The 15,804-nt window shown below is 72.1% G+C and carries 13 protein-coding genes and 3 tRNA genes; 8 read left to right on the top strand and 8 right to left on the bottom strand.

Annotated features, from left to right (window positions below):
- Nucleotides 1-173: 173 nt before the first annotated feature.
- The 3 genes from AB0G32_RS23220 (at nucleotide 174) to AB0G32_RS23210 (ending at nucleotide 4,895) form a co-directional block, all read left to right on the top strand.
- Nucleotides 174-2,099, top strand: coding sequence for a hypothetical protein (locus AB0G32_RS23220; RefSeq protein ID WP_361166317.1), 1,926 nt, complete (start codon nucleotides 174-176; stop codon nucleotides 2,097-2,099).
- Between the two features lie 289 nt (nucleotides 2,100-2,388).
- On the top strand, nucleotides 2,389-3,897 hold the full coding sequence (locus tag AB0G32_RS23215; RefSeq protein ID WP_361166314.1) for a N,N-dimethylformamidase beta subunit family domain-containing protein: 1,509 nt from the start codon (nucleotides 2,389-2,391) through the stop codon (nucleotides 3,895-3,897).
- 98 nt (nucleotides 3,898-3,995) lie between these two features.
- A complete protein-coding gene (locus AB0G32_RS23210) occupies nucleotides 3,996-4,895 on the top strand; it encodes a phosphoribosylaminoimidazolesuccinocarboxamide synthase (RefSeq protein WP_361166311.1) in 900 nt (299 codons plus the stop codon).
- 86 nt (nucleotides 4,896-4,981) lie between these two features.
- Here the strand turns inward: AB0G32_RS23210 and AB0G32_RS23205 are convergent.
- From AB0G32_RS23205 to AB0G32_RS23170, 8 genes are all read right to left on the bottom strand, one after another.
- Nucleotides 4,982-5,057 (bottom strand) — tRNA-Gly (locus tag AB0G32_RS23205).
- Between the two features lie 29 nt (nucleotides 5,058-5,086).
- Entirely contained in the window at nucleotides 5,087-5,701 is a 615-nt protein-coding gene (locus tag AB0G32_RS23200; RefSeq protein WP_361166308.1) for a response regulator transcription factor, read from the bottom strand.
- The gene (locus AB0G32_RS23195) at nucleotides 5,698-7,041 is read right to left on the bottom strand and encodes a histidine kinase (RefSeq protein ID WP_361166305.1); all 1,344 of its coding nucleotides are present in this window, start codon (nucleotides 7,039-7,041) and stop codon (nucleotides 5,698-5,700) included. Before AB0G32_RS23195 ends, AB0G32_RS23200 begins: the two co-directional genes overlap by 4 nt.
- Nucleotides 7,042-7,120: 79 nt before the next feature.
- Nucleotides 7,121-7,909 (bottom strand): ABC transporter permease, encoded by a 789-nt coding sequence (locus AB0G32_RS23190; protein ID WP_361166302.1) that lies wholly within the window; start codon nucleotides 7,907-7,909, stop codon nucleotides 7,121-7,123.
- Nucleotides 7,906-8,877, bottom strand: coding sequence for an ABC transporter ATP-binding protein (locus tag AB0G32_RS23185; protein WP_361166299.1), 972 nt, complete (start codon nucleotides 8,875-8,877; stop codon nucleotides 7,906-7,908). The genes AB0G32_RS23190 and AB0G32_RS23185 overlap by 4 nt, the downstream gene beginning before the upstream one ends.
- Before the next feature lie 146 nt (nucleotides 8,878-9,023).
- Nucleotides 9,024-9,096 (bottom strand) — tRNA-Gly (locus AB0G32_RS23180).
- Nucleotides 9,097-9,176: 80 nt separating this feature from the next.
- Nucleotides 9,177-9,248 (bottom strand) — tRNA-Gly (locus AB0G32_RS23175).
- 134 nt (nucleotides 9,249-9,382) lie between these two features.
- On the bottom strand, nucleotides 9,383-9,700 hold the full coding sequence (locus AB0G32_RS23170; protein ID WP_361166296.1) for an Lsr2 family protein: 318 nt from the start codon (nucleotides 9,698-9,700) through the stop codon (nucleotides 9,383-9,385).
- 349 nt (nucleotides 9,701-10,049) lie between these two features.
- Between AB0G32_RS23170 and purS the strand changes: the two genes are divergently transcribed.
- From purS to AB0G32_RS23145, 5 genes are all read left to right on the top strand, one after another.
- Nucleotides 10,050-10,322 carry a phosphoribosylformylglycinamidine synthase subunit PurS gene (purS, locus tag AB0G32_RS23165; protein ID WP_361166293.1) on the top strand — a complete coding sequence of 91 codons (273 nt, stop codon included), beginning with the start codon at nucleotides 10,050-10,052 and terminating at the stop codon, nucleotides 10,320-10,322.
- Nucleotides 10,319-11,023: a phosphoribosylformylglycinamidine synthase subunit PurQ gene (gene purQ / locus AB0G32_RS23160; RefSeq protein ID WP_361166290.1), complete on the top strand. Its 705-nt coding sequence runs from the start codon at nucleotides 10,319-10,321 to the stop codon at nucleotides 11,021-11,023. Before purS ends, purQ begins: the two co-directional genes overlap by 4 nt.
- The gene (purL, locus tag AB0G32_RS23155; protein WP_361166287.1) at nucleotides 11,020-13,278 is read left to right on the top strand and encodes a phosphoribosylformylglycinamidine synthase subunit PurL; all 2,259 of its coding nucleotides are present in this window, start codon (nucleotides 11,020-11,022) and stop codon (nucleotides 13,276-13,278) included. Before purQ ends, purL begins: the two co-directional genes overlap by 4 nt.
- A 161-nt stretch (nucleotides 13,279-13,439) precedes the next feature.
- The gene (locus AB0G32_RS23150; protein ID WP_361166284.1) at nucleotides 13,440-13,805 is read left to right on the top strand and encodes a hypothetical protein; all 366 of its coding nucleotides are present in this window, start codon (nucleotides 13,440-13,442) and stop codon (nucleotides 13,803-13,805) included.
- Nucleotides 13,802-15,799 carry an esterase-like activity of phytase family protein gene (locus tag AB0G32_RS23145; protein ID WP_361166281.1) on the top strand — a complete coding sequence of 666 codons (1,998 nt, stop codon included), beginning with the start codon at nucleotides 13,802-13,804 and terminating at the stop codon, nucleotides 15,797-15,799. The genes AB0G32_RS23150 and AB0G32_RS23145 overlap by 4 nt, the downstream gene beginning before the upstream one ends.
- Nucleotides 15,800-15,804 lie beyond the last annotated feature (5 nt).

The raw sequence follows: 15,804 nt of genomic DNA, 5'->3' as shown, positions 1-15,804 counted from the left end.
CCATACGGCTGACGGGCCCCGACCCCCCAACTAGGGTGCGGCGCAAGCATTCCGGCACTTGGCCCACCGCGCATTGCGATGTCAGTGGCGGGTGCCACAGTGGGGGAGTGAGCACTACCGGCAACGGCACCACAGGCAGGCGCGTCAGGTCAGTGAGGGGATGAGGTCGGGTCATGAGCGGCATGGGCGTGGAGGAGCGGGGAGCGCAGGGCGCGCGGGCCCGGGCCCTGGCCGTGCTGCGGGTCCGTAGCCGGGCCCTGGCCGTCGCGCTGCTGCCGGCCGCCGCCGCGGTGATCCTGCTGGTGGGCGGTTCCGCCGGCCATCTGGTCGGCGCGGGCTGGGACGCCGCCCGCTGGACGGTCAGCGTGCTCGCCGTCCTCGTCCTGCTCGCCGCCGCCGGCGTCGCCGCGGTCGTCGCCCGCGCGCGGCCGGCCGTCACCCCGACGGTCGCGATCGCCGAGGCGTCGGCGCCGGACCTGTACCGGATGGTGCGCGACCTCGCCGACCGGCTCGACGTGCCCGCCCCGTCCGCGATAGCGCTCACCCCGGACTGCGACAGCTGGCTGGAGGACCGCACCCACCGGGCGCACGGCCGCCCCCCGCCCCCGGCGGACCGCGCCGACACCACCTCGCTCCCCGACTCCGCCGCTGCTTCCGCCTCCGCCACCGCCCCGGCCACCGCCCCCACCGCCTCCACCGCCCCCGTCCTCGTCATCGGCTCCCCTTTCCTGTGGTGGATGCGGGTCGGTGAGCTGCGCGCGGTGCTCGCCCCGGTCGTCGCCGGTACGGGACCGTCCGCGCACCCCGACATAGCCGCCGCCCGGCGCTTCGTACGGGGCCTGGACGCGGCGGTGGCGGTGGCCTCGGAGCCGGGCCGGCACGCGCTGTCCCGCGGTGTGCGGGCCGGCCTCGGCTGGGTGGCCCGGCTGCTGCTGCGCAGTTGCCGTACGCACGCCGCCGAGATGGAGCGCGGCGTCGCGACGGCCGCCGCCGAGCGCGCCCAGGCGGTGGACTACGGACTGCGGATCGTCGCCCAGGAACAGGTCGGTCTGGCCTACGCGGGCTGGGACCGGCTGCTGACCCGGGTGGCGCTGCCCGCCTGGCGGACCGGCCGCTGGCCCACCCGGCTGGACGCGGGCGTCGTCGCCGCGCTGACCGAGCTGTCCCGGCGGGACCGGCTGGCCGAGGGCTTCGCCTCCCGGCTGGGTGAGCGTCCCGCCTGTGACCTGCTGGAAGAGCCCGGTGCGATGGACGAGGCGACCTCGCTGCTCGCCGCCCGTCTCTTCCACGGCGGCCCCGCCGAGCCCGGCCCGGACTGGGCACCGCTGGAGTGGCACGAGTACCCGGAGGAGGTCGTCGACCGCACCTGGCGCACCGACGCGGCTCGCTTGCACCGCGTCCTGGACTCCCTCGGCGTCCGCCGCACCGCAGACGGCACCGGCCCGGACACCGACGGCCCCACCCTGGCCCGCGTCCTGGACCACCTCACGGACCCCACGGACCCCACGGACCCCACAGACCCCACAGACGACCTCACGGACCAAACACCAGGCACAGCCCACACAGACCACACGGACCTCCTCACAGACCCCGCGCAGCCGGCGCAGTCCACGAGCCCCACCCCCAATCCGCCCCCCGTCGCCGCGCCCTTCCCGGACGACGACGAAGACCTGGCCGGCACCACCGCCCGCGGCGCCGCCCTCGCCGCCGGACTCACCGCCGAGCTGGCCCGCGAGGAGACCACGGCCACCTCGGCCGCCCCGGGAAGCCAGTCACACGACTCCTCTCCCAACACCCCCGAATCCGCCCTCTGGGACGACCGCCCCCTCCCCCTCCTCCCGCTGCGGCCCCCGCGCACCGGCCGCGAGATCCTCACCGATCACGTCACGGCGATGGTGTGCTGCGCGGCGATGGACACCGCGGGCGCGGCCCCCGGCCTGGACTGGCTGGACGGCCCGTCCCTGCTGATCCGCGGCGAGCGCGCCGCCGATCTGGCCCCCCGCATCCTCGCCCTCGTCGAGACCGGCGATCCGGCCCCCCTGCGCGCGTGGCTGACCGACCAGGGCATACGCCCGGAGAAGCCCGTCCGCCTGGTCTGAGCCACCCCGCCCCGCACGAACCGCCCCCACCGCCCCCGTCCCTCCACCCCCCGGTCCCCCCGGTCCCCATCGGTCCCCATCGGTCCCTCAACCCCCTCGGCCCCACCAGTCCCACCAGTCCCTCCACCCCCTCCCCATCATTCCGGACCCCCTAATTCCACTTTGGCTCAGTTCGCAACGAACCGTGACAGCCTGCGTGCGAAATGTGATGTGCTGGGACCGATCGCGCACATGGCAATCGCGTACGTCATACGCACGACCACGGGGGCAAGAGGGAGGGGAATGACCCATGGGGTCCGAGCAGATCCGCCGATGGGAATCCGGAGCACTCGCCCACGCCGTGACGGACCCCTTCGGACTGGGACCGGTGCCGTGGCTGCGCGGCGGCGAGACGTACTTCGGCGACAGCGGTCAGATCGTCCCCTGGTACGTGGACCAGGACCCGGACCCGGACAAAGCCAACGCCCCCGCCAGGACGACCCGAAAACCGCCCCGCCACTCCGGCGACGGCCGCCCCCGCTCCGCCGACGACGTGCGCCGGCAGATCAAGGGTTTCACCTCCACCGGCGCGGTCGCGCCCGGCGACGCCATCGACTTCCACATCACCGTCGACCCGCCCCAGCAGTTCTCCGTCGACGTCTACCGCATCGGCCACTACGGCGGTGACGGCGCCGCCAAGATCACCAGCAGCCCCCGGCTGTCCGGCATCGTCCAGCCGCCGCCGCTCACCGCCGACCGTACGGTCTCCTGCCACCACTGGTGGCTGTCCTGGCGCCTCCAGGTCCCGACGTACTGGAACATCGGCGCGTACGTCGCCGTCCTCACCACCGCCGACGGCTACCGCTCGCACGTCCCCTTCACCGTCCGCGACAACCACCCCGCCGACCTGCTGCTGCTCCTGCCGGACATCACCTGGCAGGCGTACAACCTGTACCCGGAGGACGGCCGCACCGGCGCCAGCCTCTACCACGCCTGGGACAAGGACGGCCGGCTGCTCGGCGAGGCCGACGCCGCGACGACCGTCTCCTTCGACCGCCCGTACGCGGGCGCGGGCCTCCCCCTCCACGTCGGTCACGCCTACGACTTCATCCGCTTCGCCGAGCGCTACGGCTACGACCTCGCCTACGCCGACGCCGGCGACCTGCACGCCGGCCGCGTCGACCCGACCCGCTACCGGGGCCTGGTCTTCCCCGGCCACGACGAGTACTGGTCGGCCGCCATGCGCCGCACCACCGAACTCGCCCGCGAGCAGGGCACGTCGCTGGTCTTCCTCTCCGCCAACACCATGTACTGGCAGGTGGAGCTGTCCCCGTCGCCGTCCGGCGTCCCCGACCGTCTGCTCACCTGCCGCAAACGCAAGGGCCCCGGCAAACCCGTGCTGTGGCGCGAGGTCGACCGCCCCGAGCAGGAGATACTCGGCATCCAGTACGCGGGCCGGGTCCCCGAGCCGCATCCGCTGATCGTCCGCAACGCCGACCACTGGCTGTGGGAGGCCACCGGCGCGCACGAGGGCGACGGGATCGAGAACCTGGTCGCGGGCGAGGCCGACCGCTACTTCCCACGCGCCCCGCTGCCCCCGTACGACGAGCGAGTGCTGCTCGCGCACTCCCCGTACCAGGACATCGACGGCGCCCCGCGACACCAGGAGACGTCCCTGTACCGGGCGTCGTCCGGCGCCTGGGTGTTCGCGTCCGGAACGTTCGCCTGGTCCCCGGCCCTGGACCGTCCCGGCCACGTCGACCCCCGTATCCAGCGCGCCACCGCCAACCTGATGGACCGCATCTGCAAACGCGAGTGAACCAGCCAGTGAACCGGCCCGCCCCTGCCCCCCTGTCCGCGACCGGCACGCCGTACGGGAGAATGCGGAGGCATTGGACAGAACCACGGGGAGGAACCGTGTCCGGATTCGTCGAAAAGCCCGAGCCGCTTGAGGTTCCGGGCCTGGTGCACCTGCACACCGGCAAGGTGCGCGAGCTGTACCGCAACGAGGCGGGCGACCTCGTGATGGTCGCCAGCGACCGCATCTCCGCCTACGACTGGGTACTGCCCACCGAGATCCCGGACAAGGGCCGGGTCCTCACCCAGCTCTCCCTGTGGTGGTTCGACCAGCTCGCCGACCTCGTACCCAGCCATGTGCTGAGCACCGAACTGCCGGCCGGCGCCCCCGCCGACTGGGCGGGCCGCGCGCTGGTCTGCAAGTCGCTGAACATGGTCCCGGTGGAGTGCGTGGCCCGCGGCTACCTCACCGGCTCCGGCCTGGTCGAGTACAACGAGACCCGGACCGTCTGCGGCCTCGCCCTGCCCGAGGGCCTGGTCGACGGCTCGGAGCTGCCCGCCCCGATCTTCACCCCGGCCACCAAGGCCGAGGTCGGCGAGCACGACGAGAACGTCTCCTACGAGGAGGTCGCCCGCCAGGTCGGCGCCGACACCGCCGCCACGCTGCGGCAGGCGACCCTCGCGGTGTACTCCCGGGCCCGGGACATCGCCCGCGACCGGGGGATCATCCTGGCCGACACCAAGTTCGAGTTCGGCTTCGAGGGCGAGGAGCTGATCCTCGCCGACGAGGTCCTCACCCCGGACTCCTCCCGCTTCTGGCCGGCCGAGACGTGGGAGCCGGGCCGCGCGCAGCCGTCGTACGACAAGCAGTACGTCCGCGACTGGCTGACCTCGGCCGAGTCCGGCTGGGACCGCAAGAGCGAGCAGCCGCCGCCGGCGCTGCCGCAGCGAGTGGTGGACGCCACCCGCGCCAAGTACATCGAGGCGTACGAGCGGCTGACGGGCACCAACTGGTCCTGAGCACCGGAACACGAGAAAGCCCCCGGCCGAAACCGGGGGCTTCTCTCATGACGACCATATGACGATCATGATGAAGATGATGAAACTGGAGCGAACGACGAGGTTCGAACTCGCGACCTCAACCTTGGCAAGGTTGCGCTCTACCAACTGAGCTACGTTCGCCTGTGCTCCGCGCTGCGGTGCGAGCACCACTATACCCAACCTCGCTCGCGGGCGAGACGCACCGCGGTGTGCCGGTTCTCCGCCCCGAGTTTCGTCGCCGCCGACGACAGGTAGTTCCGTACGGTCCCCTCGGCGAGCGCGGCCCGTTCGGCGATCTCCGCGACCGGCGCGCCGTCGGCGGCCAGCTCCAGCACCTCGGCCTCACGGGCGGTCAGCGGCGAGTCCCCGGCGGAGATCGCGTCGGCGGCCAACTCCGGGTCGACGTAGCGGTTTCCGGCCTGCACCGTGCGGATGATCTCGGCGAGCCGCTGGGCGCTGACGGTCTTCGGCACGAACCCGCGCACCCCGGCGGCCAGCGCCCGCTTCAGATGTCCGGGCCGGCCGTGACTGGTCACGATCAGCACCTTGCAGCCGGGCAGCTCGGACCGCAGCGATGTGGCCACCCTCACACCGTCCGCGCCGGGCATCTGGAGGTCCAGGACCGCCACATCGGGCTCGTGCGCCCGGGCCATCGCCAGCGCCTCCGGACCGGTGGCGGCCTCGGCGACCACCAGCAGGTCGTCCTCCAGGGACAGCAGGGCGGCCAGCGCCCCGCGGATGAGGTGCTCGTCGTCGGCGAGCAGCACCCGTACGGCGTCGCTCACGACGCGACCTCCAGCCCAACGCCATCCGTACCGTGGCCACTGGCGGTACCGCTGCCCGTACCGCCAGTACCCCCCGTACCGCCAGCACCCCCATCTCCCAACGGCACCTCCGCCACCACCCGGAACAAGCCCTCCTCGGCGTGCCCCGCCGTCAGCGTTCCGTCCACCGCGGTCAGCCGTTCCCGCAGTCCGGCCAGCCCCGAGCCGCCGCGCCCGCCACCGCGCCCGCCGCCCCGTCCGCCGCCCCGTCCGCCGATCCGTTCCCCCGCCGGCTCGCCGGCGCCGTCGTTCTCCACGGTCAGTACCACTCGATCTCCGGTCGTCCGAACCGTCACGGCGCACCGTTCCGCCGCCCCGTGCCGCAGTACGTTGGTGGTCGCCTCGCGCACCACCCAGCCGAGCGCCGACTGCACCCGGTCGGGCAGTCCGGCCGTTTCGCCGGTCACCTCGCAGCGGATGCCCGCGGCGTCCAGCACTCCCCGGGCGCCGGTGAGTTCGGCGTTCAGGTCGGCCTCCCGGTAACCCCGTACGACATCCCGCACCTCCCGTTGCGACTCCCGGGCGATGCGCTGCACCTCGATCATCTGGTCCACGGCCTCGGGCCGCTCGCGCCGGGTCAGCTGGACGGCGAGTTCGCTCTTGAGCGCGATGACGGCGAGGTTGCGCCCGATCACGTCGTGCAGGTCCCGGCCGAACCGCAGCCGTTCCTCGGCGACCGCCAGCCGGGCCCGGGTCTCGCGGGCCTCGTCGAGCGCGTAGACGGCGTTGAGCAGCCACACGGAGAAGAACGAGGTGAGCGCGAGGAAGCTGGTTCCGAACAGCACGCTGACCGTGGTGACCAGCGCCGCGGCCGGGGGCGCGCCCAGCAGCAGGGCCATCGCACCGGAGCCCGCCGCGAAACCGCCGGCCAGCCAGCTCACCTGCCGCCGGCCGGCCATCCCGAGCGCCATGATGCCGACGCCGAAGGTCACCAGCACGCCGAAGTTCCCGCCCACCGCGGTGGCGACGGCGTCGTCGCCGGAGCCGAGTTCCACGTAGAGCAGCGCGCCGGCCGCCAGGGCGGCGGTGAGGGCGCCGAGCGCCCACAGCAGGCCGACCGGCCGGGCCCGCCGGCCACGGGTCCAGTCCAGCGCCCGGGAGGCGGTCAGCATGCAGAGCGCGACATGGACGACGACCGTCAGCGTCAGCACGCTCGCCAGCCCGGCGCCCACCTGCGCGAAGGAGGCCAGCGCGACCACCGTGATCTCGATCACCCCGAAGAAGTGGAACGACCACCGCGTGTACGTCTCCACCTTCGCCGGCGTGGTCTTCCGCCCCCACCAGCCGCCCGGCCCGCGCATCGCTCCGCTCCCTTCATCCCCCGCCGTATCCGCAGTGTCCTGCCGCGCCGCACACCGCCACACCCCGCCGCGTTCCGTCTCAGCGGCGCGGTTCCCAGCGGAACCACCGGCGTACAGCAAACACCGCGAACACGGTCCAGGCCACCGCCGTCGTCGCCGCGCCCAGCGCCTCGCCGGCCGGCAGGTCGCCGGTCCAGCCGCCGCGCACCAGGGTGATGACCGGGGTCAGCGGCAGCAGTTCGCACACGGCGGCCACCTTGTCCGGGAGCAGTTCCAGCGGGACGAACATGCCCGAGGCCAGCATCGAGACGAAGGTCAGCGGCAGCGGCGTGACCTGGGCGCTCTCGCCGGTCCGGGTGAAGCTCGCGGTGAGCGCGGCGAGCGCGGCGCACATCACCAGGCCCAGCAGCAGCCCGACGACGGCCAGCAGCGGCGCGGACGGCGCGGACAGGTCCAGCAGCACCGAGCAGCCCGCGATGAGCAGCAGGGTCTGCACCAGCCCGGTGAGGACGGACGGCAGCGCGGCGCCGCCGAGGATCTCGGCGTCCCGCAACTCGCCGGTGCGCAGCCGCTTGAGGACGAGTTCCTCGCGCCGCACGACGAAGACGCCGACCAGCGCCGAGTACACGGCGAAGACCAGGGAGAAGCCGATCGCGGCGGGCAGTACGACGGTGCCGGTGGTCAGCCCGGCCTCGGCGAGGTCCATCTCCTTGGCCGCCTGCCGCACGCTGAACGGCAGCACCAGCGGCACGAACACCGCCGCGAACAGCGTGCCCCTGCTCCGCCCGAGCAGGGTCAGCTCGGCCCGGGCCAGGGCGGTCATCCGCCGGGCGGGCGTGATGGTGCCGTCGAGGGTGTCGACGCTCATGCCGCGTACTCCTTCGTCGTCGGGTCGTCCGTGGCGTCGGCCGCCGCTTCCTTCGCGATGCCGAGGAACGCCTCCTCCAGGGAGGCGGACCGCACGTCCAGGCGGCGCAGCCGCACCCCGGCGCGGTCGGCCCACAGCAGCAGTCCGGTGGCGGCCCGCTGGAGTTCGTGGGTGCGCAGCCGGACGAGCCGGCCGTCGGCCTCGTGCGCGCTGACGCCGAGTTCGGCGAGCGGCGGCAGATCGCCGGGGAAGTAGCCCTCGGGCAGTTCGAAGGAGATCCGGGACGGCCGCGCCGCGGTCACCTCGTCGGGGGTGCCGGTGACGGCGATCCGGCCCTCGTGCATGATCGCGAGCCGGTCGGCGAGGTTCTCGGCCTCCTCCAGGTAGTGCGTGGTCAGCAGTACCGTCGTGCCGCCGTCGCGCAGCGCGCTCACCAACTCCCAGGTGTCCCGGCGGCCTTCGGCGTCCAGTCCGGTGGTGGGCTCGTCGAGGAAGAGCACCTCGGGGGAGCCGAGCAGGGCCAGCGCCAGGTCGAGCCGGCGCCGCTGGCCGCCGGAGAGCTGCTTGACCCGGGTCCGGGACTTGGCCCGGAGCCCGACCAGTTCCAGCACCTCGGCCGGCGGCCGGGCGCCGCTGACGCACCCCGCCCACATCCGCGCGGTCTCGGCGACGGTCAGCTCGGAGGGGAAGCCGCCCTCCTGGAGCATCACTCCGGTACGGGGGCGTACGGCGGCCCGCTCGGTGTACGGGTCGTGCCCGAGCACCCGGATCCGCCCGCCGGACGGTGGCGCGAGGCCCTCCAGCAGTTCCACCGTCGACGTCTTGCCGGCGCCGTTGGTGCCGAGCAGCGCGAAGACCTCGCCGCGCCGCACGCTGAAGCCGATGCCGCGCACCGCCTCGAACCCGCCCCCGTACACACGCCGCAGGTCGGTGACCTCAATCACGTGTTCGTGCTCGTTCGCATCCATGTCTCCAGGGTTCCGCCGGAACGGACCCGGGGGCAGTGCGCGCCGTCATCACTCGCCATGACAAATGTCAGACACGGCACCGCACTTGGCCTGGAGCACCCAGAGCAAAAAGACCCCGGTCCAGAAGGACCGGGGTCTGATTCCCGAGCGGACGACGAGGCTCGAACTCGCGACCTCAACCTTGGCAAGGTTGCGCTCTACCAACTGAGCTACGTCCGCATTGCATCCGACCAGCTTTCACTGACCGGCGCGGGCACCAGCCTACCTGATCGACTTGGCCGACCAGTACGGCGGTGCGGAGCGGGTGACAGGGATCGCACACTGCGTCTTCCCCCTGGAAGGGGGATGTTCTACTACTAAACTACACCCGCAAGCCCTCGTGAGCTGGGCTTTTCGGCCCGGCCCCTCGGCGTGCTCCAGACTTTAGCTGATCGCCGGGGGTGTCGCGCAAGTCGGTTGCCGCGAGGGCCCGCTGAGCACGCGTCGGGCGCTCTTCACCGGCGGTTCACCGCGCCGCGGCGAACGCCTCGTACACCCTCTTGGGGATGCGGCCCCGGGCCGGCACCTCCATCCGGTTGGCCTGGGCCCAGGCCCGGACGGCCGCCGGGTCGGGGGCGACCTCCGTCTGCCGGTAGGTCTTGCCGGACCGCGACCGCTTGCGGCCGGCCTCCACGTACGGCTCCAGGGCATCCCGGAGTTTCCTGGCATTGGCTTCGTTCAGGTCGATCTCGTACATCTTGCCGTCGAGTCCGAAGGCGATCGTCTCCGCCGCTTCCGAGCCGTCGATGTCGTCGAAGTAAGTGACCACGACACGCTGCGCCACGAATATCGGTCCCTTCGTGCGGCATCTCCACACTGACGTGCCAGGACGTCCGGGAGATGCCGACTGTTCGCCTGTAATTGGGCAAAGTATCGGCTAATGACATTTCATTTGTACAGTGCTCGGCATTGCAAAGTGAAGCCCGACTAAAACTCTCCGCGTGTCTGTCGCGCAATAGCCGCCCGAGCGTACGGCGCGATCTTTCCCGAAGCTTTTCGCCCGGCCCCCCGCTGATGCGCAATCGTGACAGGGCTCACGTAGATTCCTACAACTCTACCCGCGTAGAAATTCTGGCAGCTTAAACCAGGTAGGCTGAAGGAACCTGCTCAGCACCACACCACCGGGAGTGCCAGTGGCACGCGTCGTAGTCGACGTCATGCTCAAGCCGGAGATCCTCGACCCCCAGGGCCAGGCGGTGCAGCGTGCACTGCCGCGACTGGGTTTCGAGGGGATCTCGGACGTCCGCCAGGGAAAGCGTTTCGAACTGGAAGTTGACGGCCCCCTCGACGAGGCCGCCCTCGCCCGCATCCACGATCTTGCGGAATCCTTCCTCGCCAACACGGTGATCGAGGACTTCACCGTCCGGGTCGAGGAAGCGGCGGAAGTCGCGGGAGTCGCGAAGTGACCGCTCGTATTGGCGTCGTCACTTTCCCCGGCAGCCTCGACGACCGGGACACGCGGCGCGCGATCCGGGTCGCGGGCGCCGAGCCGGTGGCGCTCTGGCACAAGGACAAGGACCTCAAGCAGGTCGACGCCGTGGTGCTGTGCGGCGGATTCTCCTACGGCGACTATCTGCGCGCCGGCGCGATCGCCCGCTTCTCGCCGGTGATGGACACCCTCATCGAACAGGCGCAGGCCGGACTGCCGGTGCTCGGCATCTGCAACGGCTTCCAGATCCTCACCGAGGCGCACCTGCTGCCCGGCGGCATGCTCGGCAACGACCACCTGCACTTCATCTGCCGCGACCAGCGGCTGCGGGTGGAGAACGCCGAGACCTCCTGGACCAGCGACTACACCGCCGGCCAGGAGATCAGCATCCCGCTGAAGAACATGGACGGGCGGTACGTCGCCGACCGGCGCACGCTGGACGAGCTGGAGGGCGAGGGCCGCGTCGCCTTCCGCTACCTCACCCGCGGCGCGGCCGCCGACGGATACGGAAACCCCAACGGTTCGCTCAACGACATCGCCGGCATCACCAACGCCGCCGGCAACGTCGTCGGCCTGATGCCGCACCCCGAGCACGCCGTCGAGCCGCTGATCGGCACCGGCCGCACCGACGGCCTCCCGTTCTTCACCTCGATCCTCAAGAAGCTGGTCAACGCATGAGCCGGACGCCTCTGGACACGGTCGAGCACGCGGCCGCGACCCCCGACGTCGAGCTGCCCTGGGCCGAACTGGGCCTGAAGAAGGACGAGTACGAGCGGGTCGTCGAGATCCTCGGCCGCCGCCCCACGGGTGCGGAGCTGGCCATGTACTCCGTCATGTGGTCCGAGCACTGCTCGTACAAGAGCAGCAAGGTCCATCTGCGCCAGTTCGGCGAGAAGGCCCCGCGGAACGACGCCATGCTGGTCGGCATCGGTGAGAACGCGGGCGTGGTGGACGTCGGCCAGGGCTACGCCGTGACCTTCAAGGTCGAGTCGCACAACCACCCCTCCTACGTCGAGCCCTACCAGGGCGCGGCCACCGGCGTCGGCGGCATCGTCCGCGACATCATCGCGATGGGCGCCCGCCCGGTCGCGGTCGTGGACCCGCTGCGCTTCGGCGCCGCCGACCACCCCGACACCAAGCGCGTGCTGCCCGGCGTCGTCGCCGGCATCGGCGGCTACGGCAACTGCCTGGGCCTGCCCAACATCGGCGGCGAGGTCGTCTTCGACGCCTGCTACCAGGGCAACCCGCTGGTCAACGCCGGTGCCATCGGCGTCATGCGGCACGAGGACATCCACCTCGCCAAGGCGTCCGGCGCCGGCAACAAGGTCATCCTCTACGGGGCCCGCACCGGCGGCGACGGCATCGGCGGCGCGTCGATCCTGGCGAGCGAGACTTTTGACGACGCCAAGCCATCCAAGCGCCCCGCCGTCCAGGTCGGCGACCCCTTCCAGGAGAAGCTGCTCATCGAGTGCACCCTGGAGGCGTTCGCCGAGAAGCTCGTCGTCGGCATCCAGGACCTCGGCGCGGCCGGTCTGTCCTGCGCCACCTCCGAGCTGGCCTCCAACGGCTCCGGCGGCATGCGCGTCACCCTGGACGACGTACCGCTGCGCGACTCCACGCTCTCGCCCGAGGAGATCCTCATGAGCGAGTCGCAGGAGCGGATGTGCGCGGTCGTGGAGCCGGAGAAGGTCGACCGGTTCCTGGAGATCTGCGACAAGTGGGACGTCATCGCCACCGTCATCGGGGAAGTGACCGACGGCGACCGGCTCGAGATCTTCTGGCACGGCGGCAAGATCGTCGACGTCGACCCGCGCACCGTCGCCCACGACGGCCCGGTCTACGAGCGCCCCTACGCCCGCCCCGACTGGCAGGACGCCCTCCAGGCCGACGACGCGAACAAGCTGCCCCGGCCGGGGACCGGCGAGGAGCTGAAGGACCAGGTCCTGAAGCTGGTCTCGTCCCCGAACCAGGCCAGCAAGAAGTGGATCACCCAGCAGTACGACCACTTCGTGCAGGGCAACACCGTCCTCGCCCAGCCCGAGGACTCCGGCATGATCCGCGTCGACGAGGAGACCGGCCTCGGCGTCGCCATCGCCACCGACGGCAACGGCCGGTACGCCAAGCTCGACCCGTACACCGGCGCCCAGCTCGCGCTCGCGGAGGCGTACCGCAACGTGGCGACGACCGGCGCCAAGCCGCTCGCCGTCTCCGACTGCCTGAACTTCGGCTCGCCCGAGGACCCGGCGGTCATGTGGCAGTTCGCGGAGGCCGTCCGCGGCCTCGCGGACGGCTGCCTCCAGCTCGGCACCCCGGTGACCGGCGGCAACGTCTCGCTCTACAACCAGACCGGCGAGGCCGCCATCCACCCGACCCCGGTGGTCGCGGTCCTCGGCGTGATCGACGACGTGGCCCGCCGCACCCCGGTCGCCTTCCAGGAGGACGGCCAGCTGCTCTACCTGCTCGGCGACACGGCCGAGGAGTTCGGCGGCTCGGCCTGGTCCCAGGTGATCCACGACCACCTCGGCGGCCTGCCGCCGAAGGTCGACCTGGAGCGCGAGCGGCTGCTCGCCGAGATCCTGATCTCCGCCTCCCGCGACGGCATGATCGACTCGGCGCACGACCTGTCCGACGGCGGTCTGGTGCAGGCCGTGGTCGAGTCGGCGCTGCTGGGCGGCAAGGGCGCCCGGCTCGTCGTACCGGACGGTCTGGACGCCTGCACGTTCCTGTTCTCCGAGTCGGCCGGCCGGGCGGTCGTCGCCGTGCCGCGCTCGGAGGAACTGCGCTTCACCGACATGTGCGGGGCGCGCGGCCTGCCCGCCACCCGGATCGGTGTGGTGGACGGGGACACGGTCGAGGTCCAGGGCGAGTTCGCGCTGCCGCTGAGCGAGCTGCGCGAGGCGCACGAGGGCACCATCCCGGCCCTGCTGGCGTAACGCCGAGGCCGTTCGGGCCACCGTTCCGGGCACCCGCGAGGGACCGGAACGGTGGCCTGTTTTCGTCTGTGCCGTCCGAGTTTCCTGAATCGTCCTGCCGGGCACGGTGGTTGTGCCAACCTGAAGGCGTGCGTGCGACGGAAACACCTGGGTGGGGGCCGATGGGTGAGCGGTTGCGGATCAGGTTCCGGGCGGACGGACCCGATCACGAACAGGAACTGCGGTCACTGCTCGGCTGGCTCACCGAAGACCGGGCGCTGCGCGGCCACGTCACGCTGGAACCGGTCCTCGCCGACACCCCGGACCGGATGAGCCCGGAGCTGGAGCTGGTCCTCGCGGTGATCTCCAGCGCGGCCGGTGCCCTGCAACTGCCGCTGTCCTACCTGGCCTGGCGGCACAGCCGCGGGCAGCGTACGCCGCCCGCGGTCACCGTCCAGGTCGTCGGCTCCGACCCCGCCGAGGTCGAGGAGCTGGTGCGCCGGCTGAGCGCCGGGGTCCCGGACGAGTCCGAGGAGGCGCAGGCGTGACCACGGTCGGCCCCGCCGCCGCCCCGCGCGGCCGCATCGACCCCGACCGCACCTACGTCGTACTGATCGGCGTGGACGAGTACGCGCACCTCGCCTCCCTGCGCAGCGTCCGCCACAACCTCACCGCGCTGCGGGCCGCGCTCACCGACCCGGAGATCTGGGGCATCGCCGAGGACCGTGTCCTCACAGTCGAGAACCCGGCCACCGGAGCCGAACTGACCGACCCGATCTACGAGGCGGCCGGCAAGGCCGAGGACACGCTGATCGTCTACTACGCGGGCCACGGCCTCATCGACCGCCGGGAGACCCAGCTGCTGCTCACGCTGCCCGAGTCGGAGGAGGACCGGCCGGTCAAGTGCGTACGCGCCGGTGACGTGAACCGGGCCATCGGCAGCGGGACCGCCGGACACCACGTGCTGCTGCTCGACTGCTGCTTCAGCGGCAAGGTCCTCACCGCGATGGGCAGCGAGGACGACCGGGTGAGCGAGATGGCGCTCGGCACGCTGCACGACATCACCGGCTCGTACGTGATGACCTCCGCCCCGAAGGACCGCCCCTCGCACGCCCCGAACCCGAAGCACTGCACGGTCTTCACCGGGGCGCTGGTGGCGGCGCTGCGGCAGGGGGTCCCGGACGGCCCCGACATGCTGAGCCTGCACACGCTCTTCGAGGCGGTGAAGCAGCGCATCGCGGACATGAAGCTCAAAGTGCCGCAGGAACCGCAGGACGAGGACCACAACGGCGTCGGCGGGCTGCCCTTCGTCCGCAACGTGGCGGTGCTGCCGCCCCTGACCCCGCGGCCCGTCGCCGAGCCGCCCCCCAGCCGGCTCCGCGTCCTGCTGTGGGCGGGGGCCGCGGCGGTGGCCGGGCTCGCCGTCGGCCTCGGCGCACCCGGTGCGGCCGGCTGGTGGCACACCGCGCACCCCGCGGCCGCGGCCGGCAAGTGCGGCGGCCATCCCACCAATGCCGCGGTGCCCCGCGCGGTCCTCCTCGACCACTCCGACGCGCTGGACAAGAAGAACGTCGACTACGAGGAGATCGAGGGCCTGTCCGCCCTCGCCCTCACCGCCGAGCGCGAGACCGGCGTCGAGGCGTTCACCCTCGCCGACAACGACCCCGGCCTGCTCTTCCCGGTCCGCCTCGGCACCCCCTTCGACCTGAACCCGGTCGCCGGCACCGCGCACACCCTGCGCCGCCCGGACGGCACCCAGTTCCCCAGGAACTTGCCCGACGGGGAGGGCCTCGTCATCGAGCGGGGCGGCCGGACCGCGCTGGTCGCCTCCGAGGACGCCCCGGCGATCCGCCGCTTCGACATCGCCACCGGCCAGCAGCTCGGCAAGGGCTTCCCGATCCCCGAGGAACTGCGGTACTGGCCGGCCGGCAGCGCCCAGACCGGCCGCGGCATCGAGTCCCTCACCATCTCCCCGGACGGCAAGCACCTCTACGCCGGCTGGGAGGCGCCGCTGGCCGCGGACGGCGACCAGCGCGGCCGCCCCCAGATCCGCGTCCTGCGCTACACCGGGACCCCCGGCGGCAGCTACGAGCCGGACGAGCAGTACGGCTACCTGGCCGGCGACGGGATGAACCTGGTGGAACTGGCCGCCCTCGACAACGCGGGAAACCTCCTCGCCCTGGAACGCCAGTACACCTCCGACCTCGGCAGTTCCATCCGCGTCGTCCAGGTCTCCCTCGACGGCGCCCGCGACGTGCGCGACGACGACTCCCTCTTCGACGTCCCCGCGGACGTCTTCACCCGCGCGACACCGGTCCTCAGCCTGTCCGCCTGCCCGTCCGGCGGCCCCGGCGCGGTCGCCACCCCCGGCTCCAACCCCCACAACCCGCTGGTCGACAACGTGGAGGGGATGGCCGTCGGCAAGGAGTGGACCTCCGGCGAGTACCAGGGCTGGCGCCCGCTCTACCTGGTCTCCGACGACAACGGCAGCGACGGCCAGATCACCCGCTTCTACTCGCTCGCCCTGCGCCTGAAACCGTAGCCGCC

It is taken from the genome of Streptomyces sp. NPDC023723, from assembly GCF_040639815.1.
Lineage (GTDB): Bacteria > Actinomycetota > Actinomycetes > Streptomycetales > Streptomycetaceae > Streptomyces.
The sequence above is the reverse complement of the archived record's forward strand: the minus strand, read 5'-3'. Positions and strand labels throughout refer to the sequence as shown.

Bases quoted from the DNA above. Each gene is read 5' to 3' on its own strand.
- AB0G32_RS23195 (WP_361166305.1), bottom strand. From the start codon at position 7,041: ATGCGCGGGCCGGGCGGCTGGTGGGGGCGGAAGACCACGCCGGCGAAG.
- AB0G32_RS23220 (WP_361166317.1), top strand. From the start codon at position 174: ATGAGCGGCATGGGCGTGGAGGAGCGGGGAGCGCAGGGCGCGCGGGCC.
- purL (WP_361166287.1), top strand. From the start codon at position 11,020: ATGAGCCGGACGCCTCTGGACACGGTCGAGCACGCGGCCGCGACCCCC.
- AB0G32_RS23185 (WP_361166299.1), bottom strand. From the start codon at position 8,877: ATGGATGCGAACGAGCACGAACACGTGATTGAGGTCACCGACCTGCGG.
- AB0G32_RS23215 (WP_361166314.1), top strand. From the start codon at position 2,389: ATGGGGTCCGAGCAGATCCGCCGATGGGAATCCGGAGCACTCGCCCAC.
- AB0G32_RS23150 (WP_361166284.1), top strand. From the start codon at position 13,440: ATGGGTGAGCGGTTGCGGATCAGGTTCCGGGCGGACGGACCCGATCAC.
- AB0G32_RS23190 (WP_361166302.1), bottom strand. From the start codon at position 7,909: ATGAGCGTCGACACCCTCGACGGCACCATCACGCCCGCCCGGCGGATG.